The following is a 16,644-nucleotide window of genomic DNA, read 5'->3' as shown; positions in this document are numbered from 1 at the left end:
CCTCTCTGGACGGAGCAGGTACAACCATGAACCGTTCTGCCCCAGTGTCGCGGTGGACGCGACGTGTCGGCGTGGCCGCGCTGTCGGGCCTCGCTCTCGTGATCGGCGGCCTCGCAGGCCCCGGCTCGGTCGCCTCGGCCGACCCCCTCCAGATCTCCCCCCGGCACGGCGTCATGCCGACCATCGAGGCCAAGGCCCGGATGGACGCCTACCGGGCCCAGCACCCGAGCATCAACGCCGCCAACGACCTCAACTACGGCGGCGGCATCGGCGGCATCGGCGTCACCACCGGCCCGCCGAAGGTCTACCTGGTCTTCTGGGGCTCCGGTTGGGGCACCTCCAGCACCAACGCCAGCGGCGACCTGACGTTCAGCAACGACGCGCAGGGCGGCGCGCCGAAGATCCAGGAGATGTTCAAGGGCCTCGGCACGAACAACGAGCTGTGGTCCGGCGTCATGACCTACTACTGCGAGGGCGTGGCCACCGGCGCGCAGACCTGCCCGGCCACCGGCGTCCCGCACGTCGGCTACCCGACGGGCGGCGCGTTCGCCGGGGTCTGGTATGACAACAAGACCGTCGCCAACACCACCAACGACAACGCGATCGCAGTCGAGGCCATCGCCGCCGCCGGGCACTTCGGCAACACGACGGCCGCGCAGCAGCGCAACTCCCAGTACGTGATCCTGTCGCCGACCGGCACCCACCCGGGCGGCTGGAGCTCCTCGGCCGGCTGGTGCGCGTGGCACGACTGGAACGGCGACACCACCCTCAACGGCGGCGCGGCGACCTCGCCGTACGGCGACCTGGCGTTCACGAACATGCCGTACGTGATGGACCTCGGTACCAGCTGCGGCAAGAACTTCGTCAACGCGGGCACCGCCGGCAACCTCGACGGCTACACGATGGTGGAGGGCCACGAGTACTCCGAGACCATCACCGACCAGTTCCCGGCCGGCGGCTGGACCTCCTCGGACGGCCAGGAGAACGCCGACAAGTGCGCGTGGAAGGCGCCCGGCACCACCGGCGGCGCGGGCAACCTGGTGACCGCGACGGGCTCGTACGCCGAGCAGGGCTCCTGGGGCAACGACACCAACGGCTGCCAGTTCACCCACCCGATCGTCGGCGGGGGCGGACCCAGTCCGGTCACGGTGACCAACCCGGGCACCCAGTCCACGGTGCAGGGCACGGCGGCCAGTCTGACGCTGGGCGCGTCGGGCGGCACCGCGCCGTACACGTGGACGGCCACCGGTCTGCCGGCCGGCCTGTCCATCTCCTCGGGCGGCGTGATCAGCGGCACCCCGAGTACTGTCGGCAGCTACTCCGTCACGGCCACGGCCACGGACAGCGCGTCCCCGCACGCCAGCGGCAGCGCCACGTTCACCTGGAACGTCACCACCCCGGGCAGTTGCGGCAGCCCCGGTCAGAAGATCCTCAACCCGGGCTTCGAGTCCGGCTCCGCGTCGTGGACCGCCACGGCCGGCGTCATCGGGGCCAACACCGGTAACGGCGCGCCGCGCACCGGGACCCAGAGCGCCTGGCTCAACGGGTACGGCAGCGCCCACACCGACACCCTGTCGCAGTCGGTGGCGCTGCCCGCCGGGTGCGCCAGCTACACCTACTCCTTCTACGTGCACATCACCACGGCGGAGACTACGACGTCCGTCCAGTACGACAAGCTCACCGTGCAGGTCGGCTCGACCACCCTGGCCACCTACTCCAACCTCGACAAGAGCACCGGCTACGTCCTGAGGTCCTTCAACCTGGCCGCGTACGCCGGCACGACCGTGACGTTGAAGTTCACCGGCGTGGAGGACTCCTCGCTGCAGACGTCGTTCGTCATCGACGACACGGCGCTGAACGTCTCCTGACCCGTCACCGAGACCGCGGCGCCCGGGACCCCCGACCCGGGCGCCGCACCACGTCGTCAGCCGGAGAGCAGGGTGGCCAGCAGGCGGGCGAAGTCGACTGTCGCGTCGAACTCCACCCCCGCGACGGCCAGGCACACCGCCGCCGCGGCGAGCACCAGGACCGGTCGCCCCGGCGGCGGGGCCGACCGCAGGGCCGTCACCCGGCGCAGGACCGCGTGGTCGCCGAAGCCGAGGTCGTGCGGCCGGCCGGCCCCGGCGAGCGCGGCGACGGCCAGGGCCCGCGCGGTCAGTGCGCGATCGCCGACCTCGGCGGCCGCGGACTCGTCCGCCGCCCGCTCACAGCAGAACGCCACAGCGTGCCGAGCCGCCAGCAGCAGGGGATTGAGCGCCACGGACAGGTCGGCGGCGCCGAGGAGCAGGTGGTGCCGGCCGTGCAGGTGGGCGCGTTCGTGCGCCAGCAGGACCCGGCGCTGCGGCGGCGTGAGGGCGCGCAGCATCCCCGCACTGACCACGATCCGGCCGGACCCGCCCGGCAGCGCGAACGCCCGGGGCTCGTCGTCGGCGAGGACGACCAGTTCGCCGGGCCCGGCCGGGCACGCGGCGCGCACCTCCCGGTAGAGGCGTCGGCGCCGGTGCACGGCCGTCGCGGCCCGCAAACACAGGACGGCGAGCACGGCGGCGCACCCGACGGCGACGGCGTCAGGGACCGGTTCGGGATCGGACTCGCGTTCCCAACCGGGCAGCTCGTCGACGAGGGTGGCGACGAGCAGCAGCAGCGACCACGTCGAACCCGCGGCGGCCGCCACCACGCCCCCGGTGACCGTCCACAGCCCGGCGCGGGCCGGCAGCCGGGCGGCCAGCCACGGCCCGCCGACCGCAGCGAACCCGGTCGCCAGCAGCGGCAGGTAGACGACGAACCTCATGCTGGGCACCTCCCGCCTGCGCACACTACGCGCGCACCACCGCTCGGCGGAACCATCCGACGTGCCGCCGCGTCCGACCATGAAGACGGAGACGCGTCCGACCATGAAGACAGAGAGCAGAGGATGCGCAGCGCCATGAGAACCCTTTCGTCCGCCGGACTTGTCGCCATCTGTGCCGTGTTCGCCCTCGCGGGCTGCGCGTCCGGTCCGGAGAGGTCGGCAGCTCCGCCGTCCCCGAGCACCGCCACGCCCCTGCGCCTCGACGAGACGAGCGCCGGCACCACGGTGCGTGCCCGGGTCGGCCAGCCGGTCGTGCTCGACCTGCATTCGGGGTACTGGCGGCACCTGGCCAGCTCCGCCCCCGACGTGCTCCGCCAGACGGTCGCGACCACCCCGCTGCCCGCCCCCACCTGCCGGGTGATCGGCTCGGGCTGCGGCACCTTCGAGTCCGGGTTCGAGGCCCTGCGGGCTGGAACGGCCACCGTCACCGCCGACCGCGACTCCTGCGGCGAGGCCATGGCCTGCGCGCCCGAGCAGCGGACGTTCACGGTGACGGTGGTCGTCGACGCGAGCTAGGAGCCGGCGGGCCCTTCGAGCGGGCCCACCGGCGGGTTCACTAGGAGACGGTCACCGCCGCGTCGTCGATCACGAAGGACGTCTTGAGCGAGGAGTCCTCGGTGCCGGTGAACTTGAGGGTGACGGTCTGGCCGGCGTAGGCCGACAGGTCGAACGAGCGGAGCACGTACCCGTTGGCGGCGTTGACGTTGCTGTAGGTCGCCAGGGTGGTCGTGCCGATCTGCACGGTGAGCTTGTCGTAGACGGTGCTGCCCGTCTCGGCGGTGTCGATGTGCAGGTAGAACGACAGGGTGTAGCTGGAGCAGCCGCTGGGCACGGTCACCGACTGGGAGAGCGTGTCGGTGTGCGCGGAGCCGTAGCCGTCGAGCCACGCCTTCCACGAGCCGCCGTGCGCGGGCTGGGTGGTGCCGTTGTCGATCACGCCCGAGGACGCGGTCCACACGGTGTTGCCCGATTCGAAGCCCGGGTTGCCGAGCTTCTGGCCCGCGCCGGTGCAGCCGCCGCCCGTGCCGCTGATCGTCCAGGTGAACGACGCGGTACCCGACGCGTTGGTCTGGTCGGTGACCGTGACGACGACGTTGTAGCTGCCCGCGGCGCTCGGCGTGCCGGAGATCAGGCCGGAGGCGCTGATCGACAGCCCGGTAGGCAGGCCGGTGGCCGAGTAGGTCAGCGTGGCGCCCGACGCGGAGTCGGTCGCGCTGATCTGCTTGCTGACCGCGGTGCCCACGGTCCCGGACTGGCTGCCGGGGTTCGTGACGGTGACGGTGTTGCCGCCGGTGCCGTTGGTGACGATCGCGTGCGTCATCTGGCAGGAGCCGGAGCCGCTGTTGCCGTCGTTGCCCCAGGTGGGCTGCATGGCGAACGAGCCGGTGCTGAACGCGACGTTGTGGTACTTGTCGTCGCCGGCGCCCGCGCCGACCCACGAGCACTTGTCGCCGTTCTCGCCGCCGCTGGAGTCGTTGTCGCGGATCCAGCCGCCCGAGGTCAGCGTCGAACCGCTGCCGACCGGGAACTGGTCGGTGATGGTTTCGGCGTACTCGTGCCCCATCACCTCGGTGACGCCGTCGAGCGTGCCGGCGGTGCCGGCGTTGACGACGTTCGCGCCGCAGCTGGCGCCCATGTCGGTGACGTAGGGGGCGTTGGTGAACGCGAAGTCCCCGTTGGTCGTGCCGGTGTAGGCGCCGGACCAGTCGTGCCAGGCACAGAACTGCCCGGTCGAGTTGAAGCCGTCCGGGTGCGTCCCGGTCGGCGACACGATGATGTACTGCGCGTTGCGGTTGGCGGCGTTCGTCGTGTTGCCGAAGTGCCCGGCGGCCTTGTTGGCCTCGGTGGCCAGCTGCTGGCCGGTGGCGGTGGTCGGCGACGCGGCGGAGTTGTCGTACCAGACGCCGGCGAGGGTGCCGGTGGACGCCGGGTACGCAACGTGCGCGGACGTCGCCGGGCATGTGGTGGCGCCGGTGGCGACCCCCTCGCAGAACTGGGTCATGACGCCCGACCACAGCTCGCCGTTCGTGCCGATGCCCTTGTACAAGGCCTGCAGGCGCGGGGCCATGCCCTTCGGGTCACCGGTGAAGGTGGTGTACCCGTTGGCGTCGGTGCCGGTGGTGCCCCACTGAGTGCCGTAGAACACGACGTAGATCTTCTCCGCGCCGGTGGACACGCCCACGCCGTTCGTGCCGCCGTGGTAGGTCATGTTGCCCGGCGACGGGGCGGCGCTGCCGGTCGCGCACTTGCCGGTGGAGCGGTACACGGCCGCGGGGACCGTCGGCATCGAGTGGCCGTGCGCCGGCTTGACGCAGTAGGGGTTGGTCTCCCCGGCGCTGGCGGCGTGCGCCAGCGTCAACGAGCCGGCCGCGACCGCGAGCGCCGCCACTCCGGCGAAGCCCAGCCGTCTGGCCGAATAGGACAGTGACATCGGTGTCTCTTTCCATGCGAGGGGTGTGAATTCCGGCGTCAGGGCGCACGCCACCCGCGCACCGGTCCGGTGCGTGGTGATGGGAGTGTCGGCGGACGCCGCCGGATGGAGCGTGTACCTCCGGATTTCGCCGTCCCCTACAGGGCGTAGGGAGTGGCGTGATCGTAGGGAGCGCGTTTCCGTCGCGTCAACAGCCCTTAAGCTGCCATTGAAGTTGATTCATGGATTTGCTCCCCTGCTGGCGGAGTATCCATTGTTACGACGCGAGTTATCCCGCGTCACGACCGGGCCGGCCGCGACCCGGACACGGCGAACGTCGGACATTGCATGCCTTCGGGAAATAGGCTGCACATGACACGGTCCTGAGCGGAACGGGAGGCGGCCGATGCCCCGACTCCGTCGCCGGCCGGGGGAGCCCACGTGACCCCGGTGGGCCTGCCGGCGGGCACCCGGGCGTGCCTGTTCGACCTCGACGGGGTGCTGACCCGCACCGCGACCGTGCACGCGGCGGCGTGGAAGGACCTGTTCGACGGGTACCTGTCGGAGCGGGCCCGCGCGACCGGCGAACCGTTCGTGCCGTTCGACCCCGTCGAGGACTACGACCGTTACGTGGACGGGCGACCCCGCGCCGACGGTACCCGCGAATTCCTCGCCTCCCGGGGCGTGCACCTCGACGAGAACGAGGTCCGCGAACTGGGCGACCGCAAGAACGCCCTGGTCCTGCGCCGGCTACGCCACGACGGGGTCGACGCCTACGAGGGTTCCGTCCGCTACGTGCACGCCGTCCGCGCGGCCGGCCTGCGCACGGCCGTCGTGTCGGCGTCCACCAACTGCCGGGCAGTGCTCGCGGCGGCCGGCATCGCCGAGCTGTTCGATGCGCGGATCGACGGCGTCGTGACCACCCGGCGGGGGCTGGCGGGCAAGCCGGCCCCGGACACGTACCTGGAGGCGGCCCGGGAACTGGGGGTGCCGGCGGGGGAGGCGGCGGTGTTCGAGGACGCCCTCGCCGGGGTCCGAGCCGGCCGGGCCGGCGCGTTCGGATACGTGGTCGGCGTCGACCGCGTCGGCCAGGCCGCAGACCTGCGCGCCGCCGGGGCCGACGTGGTCGTGACCGACCTCGCGGACCTGTTGCCGTCATGATCGAGCACCCGGGTTTCCAGGTCGAGCCGTGGTGCCTACGGGAGACCGGCCTGGACCTCGGCGTCCTGGCCCAGTCGGAGTCGGTGTTCGCCCTGGCCAACGGGCACCTCGGCTGGCGGGGGAACCTGGATGAGGGCGAACCGCACGCCCTGCCGGGCTGCTACCTCAACGGGGTCCACGAGTCGCGCCCGCTGCCGTACGCGGAGGCCGGCTACGGCTACCCGGAGGCCGGGGACACCGTCATCAACGTCACGAACGGCAAACTCCTCCGCCTGCTCGTCGACGACGAACCCTTCGACATCCGCTACGGCGACCTGCGCGCCCACGAGCGGCTTCTGGACTTCCGGGCCGGCACCCTGTCCAGGACCGCCGAATGGACCTCGCCGGCGGGCCGGACCGTCCGGGTCCGCTCCACCCGGATCGTGTCCCTCACCCAGCGCGCCGTCGCCGCCATCCGCTACGAGGTCGAGGCGCTCGACGGCCCGGCCCGCGTTGTCGTGCAGTCCGAACTCGTCACCAACGAGGAGATGCCCGCCGCCGACGCCGATCCCCGCGCGGCCGCCGCACTCAAGGCCCCGCTGCGCTCCGAGCAGCACGAACAGGACGGCGCGCGCGTCGTGCTCGCCCACCGGACCGCCAACTCCCGACTGCTCGTCGCCGCCGGGATGGACCACCGGATCGAGGAGCCGGCCGGCCTGTCGACGACCACCGAGTGCCGTCCCGACCTGGGCCGGGTCACCGCCACCACGCTGCTGCGGCCGGGTGAACGCCTCGTGCTCACCAAGTACGTCGCCTACGGCTGGTCCGGGGCCCGGTCGCTGCCGGGCGTGCTGGCCCAGGTCGAGGCGGCCCTGGTCGCCGCCGTCGGGACGGGCTGGGAGGGCCTGCTCGCCGAGCAGCGCGCCTACCTGGACGACTTCTGGGACCGCGCTGACGTCGAGGTGACCGGCGACGACGAGATCCAGCAGGCCGTGCGATTCGCGCTGTTCCACCTGCTGCAGGCCGGCGCGCGCGGCGAGGGCCGGGCGATAGCCGCCAAGGGCCTGACCGGTCCCGGCTATGACGGGCACGCGTTCTGGGACACCGAGATGTTCGTCCTGCCCGTCCTCGACTACGCCGTCCCCCAGGCCGCCCGGCAGTCCCTGCAGTGGCGACGCGAGATCCTCCCCCTGGCCGAGGAACGCGCCACCGTCCTGGGGCTGCACGGGGCAGTGTTTCCGTGGCGCACTATCGGCGGCCGGGAGTGCTCCGCCTACTGGCCGGCCGGGACGGCGGCCTTCCACCTGGGCGGCGACATCGCCGCAGCCGTCATCCGGTACTGCGACGTCACCGGCGACCGGGAGTTCGCCCGCGGCGCCGGGTTGGACCTGCTCGCGGCCACCGCCCGGATGTGGCGCTCGCTCGGCTGTTTCGACCAGCGGGGCCGGTTCCGGATCGACGGGGTCACCGGTCCCGACGAGTACAGCGCCGTAGCCGACAACAACGTGTACACCAATCTCCTGGCCCGCCAGAACCTGCTCGCCGCCGCCGACGGCGCGACCGGCCATCCCGACCGGGCCGCCGAACTCGGCATCGAGGGGGCCGAGGCCGACGACTGGCGCGCCGCCGCCGACGCGATGACGATCCCCTACGACGAGGCGCTCGGGATCCACCCCCAGTCCGAACGGTTCACCGACCACGAGATCTTCGACTTCGCGGCGTTCACCGCCAAGCGCTACCCGCTCCTGCTGCACGTGCCGTACTTCGACCTGTACCGCAAACAGGTCGTCAAACAAGCCGACCTGGTCCTGGCCATGCACCTGTTCCCCGACGACTTCACGCCCGAGCAGAAAGCCCGCAACTTCGCCTACTACGAGCGCCTCACGGTGCGCGACTCGTCCCTGTCCGCCTGCACCCAGGCCGTGATGGCCGCCGAGACCGGCCACCTCGACCTCGCCTACGACTACCTCGGCGAGGCGGCGCTGATGGACCTCGACGACCTCGAACACAACACCCGCGACGGCCTGCACATGGCCTCCCTCGCCGGCAGCTGGATCGCCCTGGTCGCCGGGTTCGGCGGCCTGCGGCAGAACGGCCCGACGCCCTGCTTCACGCCGCGGCTACCGGCCGGCCTCACCGGGCTGGCGTTCACCCTCTCCCTCGGCGAGCGCCGCCTGCACGTGGAGGTGGGCCACGAGGCGGCGACGTACACGCTGCGTGCGGGGGAGTCGATGGAGTTCCGCCACAACGGCGAGGCGTACGTCCTGAGCCCCGACGCGCCCCGCACCCTGCCTGTCGAGGCTCGCCCGTCGCTCCGGTCTCCCGGTCAACCGGCGGGCCGGGCACCCGCCAGACGGACGCCGGACCCCTGAGAAAGGTGGCCGCCGGGCGAGGGGCGCAGCCGGCGGCCGGGCCTCTGGGAGTTCAGAGGCCCGGCCCCTGTGCGTGCTGGCGCGGTCGCGTGCGGTTCGGAGTCACCGTCCGCCCTTGGGCTTGCGTCGCCGCCGACCAGGGCCGGGTGGCGGCTCTGACCGTGCCGATCGGGTCGAGGCTGGCGGCGCTGACCGCTGCGACGGTGTGATCGGACCCTGCGGGTCGGCGAGCGGCGATCGTGCGATCGAGCCATGTGGGTCGGGGCTCGCCGACGGTGCCGTCGGGCCTGGCGTCTCCGGGGACGGCGGCTGTTGCGGTCGGCCGCGCCGGAACAGTCGGCCCAGTGCGGCATCGCCCGTATCCGTCAGCCGTTTGACGAGCACGAGCGACAGCAGCGCGAAGGCGGCACCGGCGCACCAGGCCAGTGGCCCCCATGCGAACAGGCTGTCGAGCGCGTGTCCGGCCGGGTTGCGCAGCACCGGCACGAGGACGGTCGCCGTGACCGCGTCGCTGTCGGAGTCAAGTGCCACGGTCGCGACCTCGGTCCGGTTCCGTCCGTCGGCGACCTGCTGCGGATGCGGCACGACGGCCGACAAGGCCCCTTTCGGCGCGCTGACCTCGAAGGTGGATCCCGTCCGCGGCACCATGCCGGCGGATGACGTGCCGTTCACCGTGAGCCAGCCCAGGGCGATCGGGACCTCCACGGCGGAGCTGACCGGCGAGGTGCCGCGCAGTGGCAGGGTGCGGCTGCGGGCGTACACCGGAGTGGTGTCGAGGGTGTGGTCCAGCACCCAGCCGTCGAGGCGCACCGTGCCGCCCGGGGTCAGCGTCACCGAGGTCACGGCCTGGTTGTCGACCGTCACCTCCTCGGTGATCCGCAGCGTGTCGCCGTCGACGGTCGCGTGCGCGCGGTAGGGGACGCTGACCTTGGCCGGCGCGTTGTCGTCGTGGCCCCAGAAGAGCGCGTACAGGAGTCCGAGCGCACAACCGGCGAACCCCAGGACCCCGAGGGCGGTCAGCCACACCTTCCAGTGCCGACGCATCAGGATCGCCAGTACCGGGGCCGCCGCGCCGGCCACTCCCGCCACCGCGAGCGAGGGCCGGTTCCACAGGACGGCCCCGACGACAACGGCCACGGCGCACAGGGCCAGGCCGGTCAACGGCCACATCGCGCGGCGGCGGGCGGCGGGCGGGTCCGGCTCTGTCGGGGTCATGGGCGCTCCGTCGGAGGTCGGTCCGATGTGGCCCGTCCCACGCTATGCGCCCGACAGCCGGTCGGCAACGGTGCCCATGATCCGCCGGACGGGTGGCATCCGGCGCCCTGGTTCGCGCCGCGCCGGGCACCAGCAGGTGGCGCCCAGCGCCCACGCACCCCGGGCTGGACACCCTGGGTGGCGCCCCAGTGGTGCGGACGGCTCGTGCGGAAGACGCTTCCAATCGGCGTGATTTGCCGGTTTCGGCCCGCGACTGCGTCTAGGATCCTTGTCAGCCGGCTGCGTGGTCAGGCTGGCGAAACCGGCCCGGGCCCGACCTGCTGTCAGGGCGACGTCCGTGGGTATCGGCACCGCCGCGGACACCAGCCCCGGCCGGACCAATGGACGTACCAGTTGGATGTAGCCGCGAGTGTGGGAGTTCCTGATGGCGCAGGGCACGGTGAAATGGTTCGATCCTGACCGGCGGTTCGGGTTCATCACCCCGGACAGCGGCGGCCATGTCCTGGCGCACGCCATGGAGGTGACAGTGCCCGACGTGGTGCTCCTGGCCGATCAGCGCGTCGAGTTCGACATCGTCCGCGGCCGCCTGGGCACCCAGGCCCACCGCATCACCCCGATCTCCTGAACCATCTCCCGGCCCCGCGTCTCGGCGAGAAGGCGGACCTTCGTGGCCAGCCCACCGCGGGACTCGTCGATTCCCGGCACTGAGCGCCTGGCCAGAAGGCTTGTCCGCGACTGTCGGGTAGACGGGGTGGTCCAGGGCGCGGCGATTGTCAGGCTCTTGTCGTTGGTGCCGACGCCCGCCGCGCCTTACGAACTGAGGACGGCTCACCTCACAGCCACCGGGGTAGGCCGAAGAACGGGAACACTGACGTGTCCCCGAATCGGGTGATCGCCGAGATCCCGTTTTCCGCGACCGTCAATACCATCAGCCCGCGCGGCCGGGCGATCGCGGCGGGTAGAGCCGGCATGTAGTAGCCGAGGGCCGGCTGGCCGTTGGCCCGGGTGGGCACCACGCGCGGCGGCGCACCCCAGGTCCGCGCCCGGTCGGCGAAGAAGGCCCTGATGGCGGCCCGGCCCTGGTACTCATTCGGCACCGGCGGCATGGTGAGCCACGCGTCGTCCGTGAGCAGGGCGACCATGGCGTCGGTGTCGCCGGACTCGAGCGCGTCAGCGAACAGTCCGACGAGTTCGCGTTCCCGGGCAGATCCCGGGGCGAGGGCTTCGGCCAGGGCCGGCTTGTCGGCGGACAGCGTCACCCGGGCCCGCTGGAGCGCCCCCTTCACGGCGGTCGCGGACGTCTCGAGCACATGGGCCGCGTCGGCGAGCCGGAAGCCGAGCACATCGCACAGCACGACGACGGCTCGCTGCCGAGGCGGTAGCCGCTGCACGGCGGTGATGAGCGCCAGCCCGATCGCTTCCCTGGCTTCGTAGCGGGCCTCGGGGCCGGGGGCGAGGTCGGCCAGTTCGAGCATCGAGTCCGGGTACGGCTGGAGCCACACCGGCTCCCCGCGCCGGGTCGGCTCGGTCAGCTCCGGGACCTCACGTCGCGGCCGGCGGCCGGAGGCGCGCAGCGCGTTGAGGCTCCGGTTCGTCGCGATCCGGTACAGCCAGGTGCGCACCGATGACCGACCCTCGAAGTCTTCGAGACCGAGCCAGGCTGCCAGCAGCGTGTCCTGGACCAGGTCCTCTGCATCGGCCACCGAACCGACGATCCGGTAGCAGTGCAGGCGCAGTTCCCGCCGGTACGGCTCGGTTAGCGCGCGGAACGCCTCTGCGTCTCCGGTGCGGGCGTGCCGCAGGGTGTCTTCGGTCATGATCGTCCTCCTCGAACAGAGTGACACCGGCGGGTACGGAATCGGAACGGTCCGTTTCCCCGCAGGCCGGTGTCAGATCGACGTGACCATTTCTCAACGTTGGATTCTGGGGCTGACCGCCGTGGCGGCCCTGCTCGTCGGCCTGGACGCCTCGGTGGTGTCCACGGCCCTGACCACGATCCGACTCGACTTGCACGCGTCCGTCGAGCAGCTCGAGTGGACGGTGAACGCGTACACCCTCAGCTTCGCCGTGCTCCTGCTGACCGCCGCGGCGCTCGGGGACAGGTTCGGCCGGCGGCGGCTTTTCGTCTCCGGCCTGGCCCTGTTCGCGGTCGCGTCGGCGGGCTGCGCGCTCGCCCCGACCGCCGGTTGGCTGATCGCCGCCCGCGCCGCGCAGGGCGCCGGCGCCGCAGCCGTGATGCCGCTCGCGCTGACGCTGCTGGGCGCGGCGATCCCGCCGGAGAGGCGGGCGCGTGTGCTGGGTGCCTTCACCGCCGTAGTCGGCGCGTCAGTGCCGGCCGGCCCGCTGGTCGGCGGCGCGATCGTCGACGGCGCGTCCTGGCGGTGGATTTTCTGGCTGAACCTGCCGGTCGTGGCGGTACTCGTCGCGTTCGTGCTGCGCCGGATCGAACCGAGCCGCGGCCCCGGGTCGGGCCTGGACATCGGCGGCCTGCTGCTGGCGGGCGGGGCCGCATTCGGCCTGGTCTGGGGGCTGGTGCGCGGCAACGCCGCCGGCTGGGCCAGCCTCGAGGTGCTGGCGGCGCTGGGGGCCGGTGCGGCGCTGACCGCCGGTTTCGTCGCCTTCGAGGCCCGCACGGGCGAGCCGATGCTGCCGCTCCGGTTGTTTCGGGGCCGGGCCTTCGCGACCGGCAACGCCGCGATCTTCTTCGTCTGGGCATCGACATTCGGATCGGTGTACTTCATGGCGCAGTTCCTCCAGACCAGCCTCGGCGCCAGGCCCCTGGAGGCCGGCCTGCGGCTGATGCCGTGGGGCGCGATGACGGTCATCGTGCCCAGGATCGCCGGCAGTCTGGTCCAGCGGTACGGCGCGCGCCCGCTCGTGGCCGGTGGCATGACTCTTCACGCCGCATCCATGCTGTGGATCGCGGATCTCGCCACCCCGAACGTCGCATACTGGCAGCTCGTCGCACCGCTGGTGCTGTCCGGGATCGGGGTCGCGGCGGCCATCCCCGCGACCCAGGCCGCTGTGCTTGCCTCGGTCGCGCCCGCTGACATCGGCAAGGCCTCCGGGGCGTACAGCGCGCTTCGCCAGCTCGGCGGGGCCTTCGGAGTGGCCGCACTGGTCGCCGTTTTCGCCGCCAGAGGCGACTACGGCAGTCCGCGCGCGTTCGTCGACGGCTTCGCCCCGGCGCTGGTCGCCAGCGCGGCCCTGGCCGCCGCCGCTGTTCTCGTGGGAGCGGGCATCCCCACCCACCGCCAGGTCCCCGCACCCGCACCCGCCGGTGGACCATCAGTTTGGGCCAGATCGCGCCGTCGCAGTGCGAGTTCCGCCCCACACTCATGACCGTCCTGACATCCGCCGCTCCCGGCTACCCGACAGTTACGGACAAGAATTCTGGCCAGGCGTTTAGCTCGAGGCGGGTGAGTTTGGCGGTGGGATGATCGGTCGATCCATGCGCGCGTGAATCCTCGTCTGGGGGTGATCGGGTTGCCTGCCGCAAGGTAGCGGCCTGGTCGCCGCGGCCGGAGCCTAGGGTGCCGCTGGCCGATTGTGTCGGGCCTCGGCGGCCTGGGCGGGTGCGGGACTCCTCACGCCCGGGTGAGCAGGATGTTCTCCGTGGGTGGCTGCTGGGTGGCCCGCCTCTGCAGCAGCGTGACCCCGGCCGCCACGCTGCGGAACGACTCGCCGACCGCGTGCCACCGCCGATCGGACGCCTCCGCCGCGAGCACCAGAGCGGGCAACCGCACGGCGATCGGATCACCGGCGGCGAGCGGCCGACGCCGGGCGAACAGTGGCTCGGCCGTCTCGGCGAGCCGGCGCGCGATGACCGCCGCCCGGGACGTGGGCGGCTCCTGGCTGCCCGTGAACGTGGTGCACGCGTCGCGGACCAGGTACGCGAGGGTGTCCAGGGTGACCGTGGCCCGGTAGGCGTCGGTGACGCCGGCGTACCCGGTGAGGGTTCTGGCGAAGGTGCCGGCCGGTCCGGAGAGGTCAGGGAGGCGTCGGCGGCCGACGAGCTGCTCCTGGACGGCGGCGAGGGTGCGGGCGAGCGCGGCCCCGAGGACGACGTCGCGGGCGTTGAGGTCCAGGTCGAGGGCGAGGGCGTGAGCCAGTCCGGGGTCGCGGCGCAGCGCCAGGTCGAGGGTGCGGGCGAGGGGGACGGCGAGGCCCACGGCCCGGTCGACCGCGTCGTCGGCCGTGCCGGCCCGCACGAGCGCCCCGTCGAGGTCGAGTGCCAGGGCGCTGGCGCTGGCCAGGGCGAGTTGGAGGAGCACGGGCGAGGTGGCGGCGTCGTGGGTGGCGGCGACGATGAGGTCGAGGCCGGTGACGAGGCGGGGGTCCGGCCGGTCGGCGGCGATCCACAGGCCGGGTCCGGCGCCCTGTTCGGGCTGGGTCCACACGCTCATCGTGCCGGGGTGGCTGAGCATGCCGGGCTGGCTGGCGAGGTACTGCACCTCCCGGTGCGTCGGCAGCCGGTACCGCTGGCTGCCGTTCTCCCCGGCGATGACGGAGTTCACCCAGGCCGTCAGCGCCACCGCGTCGTGGCCCCACACCCCGGTGACGGGCCCGCCCGGCTCCGCGACAAGGGGGCCGTCCGGTGCCGGGGTGCCGGTGTCGCGGCGGAACAGCAGGTGCAGCTCGCCGCTGATCGGGATCGGGCACACCCGCGAGTCGTCGGGGGTCAGCACGAACCGGTGCAGGTGCCGCGTGACCAGCGCGGCGGCCACAAGACGGCGCAGCCCCGGGTCGGCGGTGGGATCGAAAGCCTTGTCCTTGTAGGCCGCGAGCGCCTCGCGCTGCTCCTGGGCGAGGCCGATCCCGCCGGCGGTGGGCACGCAGTCGAACGCGAGGGCGAGCGCGGGAAGCGAACCCGACGCGAGGCAGGCCCGCACGATCGGGGTGGCGTCGGCGAGCACGACGTACAGCAGGGTCGTCTCGCGCCACCACATGTCGTCGACGGCGTCGGCGAGTACCTGATGCAGGCCGTTCTTGACGATGTGCACGGCCGCGAGGTACTCCCCGAAGGTCTGGTGGGCGAAGCTGTAGCGGTCCTGTTCGCTGCGGTGCAGGAATCCGCTGGCCACGACGTCGGCGAGCAGTTCCTCGGCGGTGACCCGGATCGACATGTAGCGCAGCTGCGACCCGACCGCGTCGAGGACCTCCACCTTGGGCAGGCTGCTGTCGCGGCCCCGCATCATCCGGAACGCGAGCGCGGCCATGACGGGCACCTTGAACTCGCCGGAGGGCCGGTCGAGCCAGCCGCCGCCGTCCTCGCCGGGGCGGCCGTCGACGGCGCGGCGGCTCCACAGCATCCCGTTGCAGATGTCCTTATACAGGGTGGCCCGGTCGGCGATCAGCCCGCCCTGGCTGCGGTGCACGCTGGCGATCATCGTCAGCAGCAGTGGGTTGACGGTCAGATCGAGGAGCGCGGGCGCGGCGGCGAGCCGGTCGATGAGGTCGGCGGCCCGCTCCCGGGCCCGGATCTCGATCCCTCGACCCCGGTCGCGCCCGGAGTCCCCGCGCGCGTCGCGCCGTTCGATGGCCAGGTACCACGCGTGCAGGAACCGCCGCACGTGCTCGTCGGCGAAAGGCCGCACCTGCATGACCTGGGCCCTGCCGATCGCCGGGGCGGGATAGGCGTGCGGCCGCGACGTGATCACGAAGTCATTGCCGGGGTACTGCGACAGCTGCTGCTCGATCCACACCGTCACGGCCTTGCGGTCCTCCGGCCGGGCGACCTCGTCGAGCCCGTCGAGGAGGACCAGGCAGGCCCCGGCGTGCAACTGCTGGTCCCACCAGCCCGGCGGTTCGCGGACCCCGAGATCCGGGACGGTGTCGCGGACCAGCTCCGCCAGGGGCACCCTCGGGCGCTCGGCGATCCGCCCGGCGTGGTCGCGCAGGACCAGCAGGATCGGGATCTGGCCGCGCCGCCGGTGACCCTCGGCGAGCCTGCGGGCCCGCAGCCCGCGCCGGGGACGGATCGTCTCGCGCACCAGGTGCCGCAGCAGGGTCGTCTTGCCGCTGCCCGGCCCGCCGAGGACGGCCAGCGCGACCGGGTTGCGGTCGCTGAGCAGCTCGTCGATCCCGTGGTACCGCTGCGTGAGATCGCCCGGCAGCGCGGCCACGAGCGACCCGGGCACCTCGTACGCGGGCCGGGGGACGAGGCCGGGGTCCACGTAGACCTCGTCGAGTTCAGGGGTGTACGAACCGGCGGTCGCCACGCCCTTGAGGTCGATCACCCGGGACTCGGCGAGCATGTAGGTGCGATACTTGCGCCCGTACGGCGACATCCGCCGGCCCGCCGCCTGATCGACCCAGTCGGCCAGCTGCTCGAGTCGGATCTTGACCCGTTTCGCCGCGCTCTCGCCGGCCAGGACCGCAACGCCCACCACGATCTCGTAGCACACGGCGAGGAACGCGGTCGCCAACCAGTTGCGGGCGAGCAGCCCTCCGATGGCGGTGAGGGCGACGACGGGCCCGCCCAGCGCCGCCAGACCCCACGCCAGCATCCTCCCGGCACGCGGCATGTACAGCTCCCTCGGTGGTCGCCACAACCCACTTAGGAGTATCGGTCCGCGGGGCGCGCGCCGGCCCGCGTCAGTCGACCACCGGACAACGCGGCGGTAGTCGGGTTGTCCGACGACAGGTCGTAGCCT

The 16,644-nt window shown here is 72.5% G+C and carries 11 protein-coding genes; 6 read left to right on the top strand and 5 right to left on the bottom strand.

Translation table 11 applies throughout. The features are described from left to right. The first annotated feature begins 26 nt into the window (after window positions 1–26). Entirely contained in the window at window positions 27–1,868 is a 1,842-nt protein-coding gene (locus IW245_RS13785) for an Ig domain-containing protein (protein ID WP_197003573.1), read from the top strand. Window positions 1,869–1,924: 56 nt separating this feature from the next. Here IW245_RS13785 and IW245_RS13780 read toward each other — a convergent pair whose 3' ends face one another. Next, window positions 1,925–2,791: a M48 family metalloprotease gene (locus IW245_RS13780; protein ID WP_197003572.1), complete on the bottom strand. Its 867-nt coding sequence runs from the start codon at window positions 2,789–2,791 to the stop codon at window positions 1,925–1,927. A 135-nt stretch (window positions 2,792–2,926) separates the two neighbouring features. Between IW245_RS13780 and IW245_RS13775 the strand changes: the two genes are divergently transcribed. Beyond that, window positions 2,927–3,367 (top strand): protease inhibitor I42 family protein, encoded by a 441-nt coding sequence (locus IW245_RS13775; protein WP_197003571.1) that lies wholly within the window; start codon window positions 2,927–2,929, stop codon window positions 3,365–3,367. A gap of 40 nt (window positions 3,368–3,407) precedes the next feature. Here IW245_RS13775 and IW245_RS13770 read toward each other — a convergent pair whose 3' ends face one another. Then, the gene (locus IW245_RS13770) at window positions 3,408–5,282 is read right to left on the bottom strand and encodes an Ig domain-containing protein (RefSeq protein ID WP_197003570.1); all 1,875 of its coding nucleotides are present in this window, start codon (window positions 5,280–5,282) and stop codon (window positions 3,408–3,410) included. 420 nt (window positions 5,283–5,702) lie between these two features. On the opposite strand from IW245_RS13770, the gene IW245_RS13765 reads away from it, so the two are divergent. Then, window positions 5,703–6,422: an HAD family hydrolase gene (locus IW245_RS13765; protein WP_233473004.1), complete on the top strand. Its 720-nt coding sequence runs from the start codon at window positions 5,703–5,705 to the stop codon at window positions 6,420–6,422. Continuing rightward, window positions 6,419–8,773 (top strand): glycoside hydrolase family 65 protein, encoded by a 2,355-nt coding sequence (locus IW245_RS13760; protein ID WP_197003569.1) that lies wholly within the window; start codon window positions 6,419–6,421, stop codon window positions 8,771–8,773. Before IW245_RS13765 ends, IW245_RS13760 begins: the two co-directional genes overlap by 4 nt. 102 nt (window positions 8,774–8,875) lie before the next feature. Here the strand turns inward: IW245_RS13760 and IW245_RS13755 are convergent, their stop codons facing one another. After that, window positions 8,876–9,988 (bottom strand): hypothetical protein, encoded by a 1,113-nt coding sequence (locus IW245_RS13755; RefSeq protein ID WP_197003568.1) that lies wholly within the window; start codon window positions 9,986–9,988, stop codon window positions 8,876–8,878. A gap of 409 nt (window positions 9,989–10,397) precedes the next feature. Between IW245_RS13755 and IW245_RS13750 the strand changes: the two genes are divergently transcribed. Beyond that, entirely contained in the window at window positions 10,398–10,613 is a 216-nt protein-coding gene (locus IW245_RS13750) for a cold-shock protein (protein WP_307788886.1), read from the top strand. A 208-nt stretch (window positions 10,614–10,821) separates the two neighbouring features. On the opposite strand, the gene IW245_RS13745 is transcribed toward IW245_RS13750, so the two are convergent. Then, complete coding sequence (locus IW245_RS13745; RefSeq protein WP_197003567.1) at window positions 10,822–11,805, bottom strand: RNA polymerase subunit sigma-70; 984 nt, start codon at window positions 11,803–11,805, stop codon at window positions 10,822–10,824. Here IW245_RS13745 and IW245_RS13740 point away from each other — a divergent pair. Next, complete coding sequence (locus tag IW245_RS13740; protein ID WP_197003566.1) at window positions 11,804–13,330, top strand: MFS transporter; 1,527 nt, start codon at window positions 11,804–11,806, stop codon at window positions 13,328–13,330. The genes IW245_RS13745 and IW245_RS13740 overlap by 2 nt on opposite strands. Window positions 13,331–13,575: 245 nt before the next feature. On the opposite strand, the gene IW245_RS13735 is transcribed toward IW245_RS13740, so the two are convergent. After that, the gene (locus IW245_RS13735; RefSeq protein ID WP_197003565.1) at window positions 13,576–16,515 is read right to left on the bottom strand and encodes an NACHT domain-containing protein; all 2,940 of its coding nucleotides are present in this window, start codon (window positions 16,513–16,515) and stop codon (window positions 13,576–13,578) included. Window positions 16,516–16,644 lie beyond the last annotated feature (129 nt).

It is taken from the genome of Longispora fulva, from assembly GCF_015751905.1.
In the GTDB taxonomy this organism is placed as follows: Bacteria; Actinomycetota; Actinomycetes; order Mycobacteriales; family Micromonosporaceae; genus Longispora; species Longispora fulva.
The sequence above is the reverse complement of the archived record's forward strand: the minus strand, read 5'-3'. Positions and strand labels throughout refer to the sequence as shown.

Excerpts from the sequence above, each read along its gene's own strand:
- IW245_RS13785 (WP_197003573.1), top strand. The coding sequence starts at position 27 with ATGAACCGTTCTGCCCCAGTGTCGCGGTGGACGCGACGTGTCGGCGTG.
- IW245_RS13780 (WP_197003572.1), bottom strand. The coding sequence starts at position 2,791 with ATGAGGTTCGTCGTCTACCTGCCGCTGCTGGCGACCGGGTTCGCTGCG.
- IW245_RS13775 (WP_197003571.1), top strand. The coding sequence starts at position 2,927 with ATGAGAACCCTTTCGTCCGCCGGACTTGTCGCCATCTGTGCCGTGTTC.
- IW245_RS13770 (WP_197003570.1), bottom strand. The coding sequence starts at position 5,282 with ATGTCACTGTCCTATTCGGCCAGACGGCTGGGCTTCGCCGGAGTGGCG.
- IW245_RS13760 (WP_197003569.1), top strand. The coding sequence starts at position 6,419 with ATGATCGAGCACCCGGGTTTCCAGGTCGAGCCGTGGTGCCTACGGGAG.
- IW245_RS13755 (WP_197003568.1), bottom strand. The coding sequence starts at position 9,988 with ATGACCCCGACAGAGCCGGACCCGCCCGCCGCCCGCCGCCGCGCGATG.
- IW245_RS13740 (WP_197003566.1), top strand. The coding sequence starts at position 11,804 with ATGATCGTCCTCCTCGAACAGAGTGACACCGGCGGGTACGGAATCGGA.
- IW245_RS13745 (WP_197003567.1), bottom strand. The coding sequence starts at position 11,805 with ATGACCGAAGACACCCTGCGGCACGCCCGCACCGGAGACGCAGAGGCG.
- IW245_RS13735 (WP_197003565.1), bottom strand. The coding sequence starts at position 16,515 with ATGCCGCGTGCCGGGAGGATGCTGGCGTGGGGTCTGGCGGCGCTGGGC.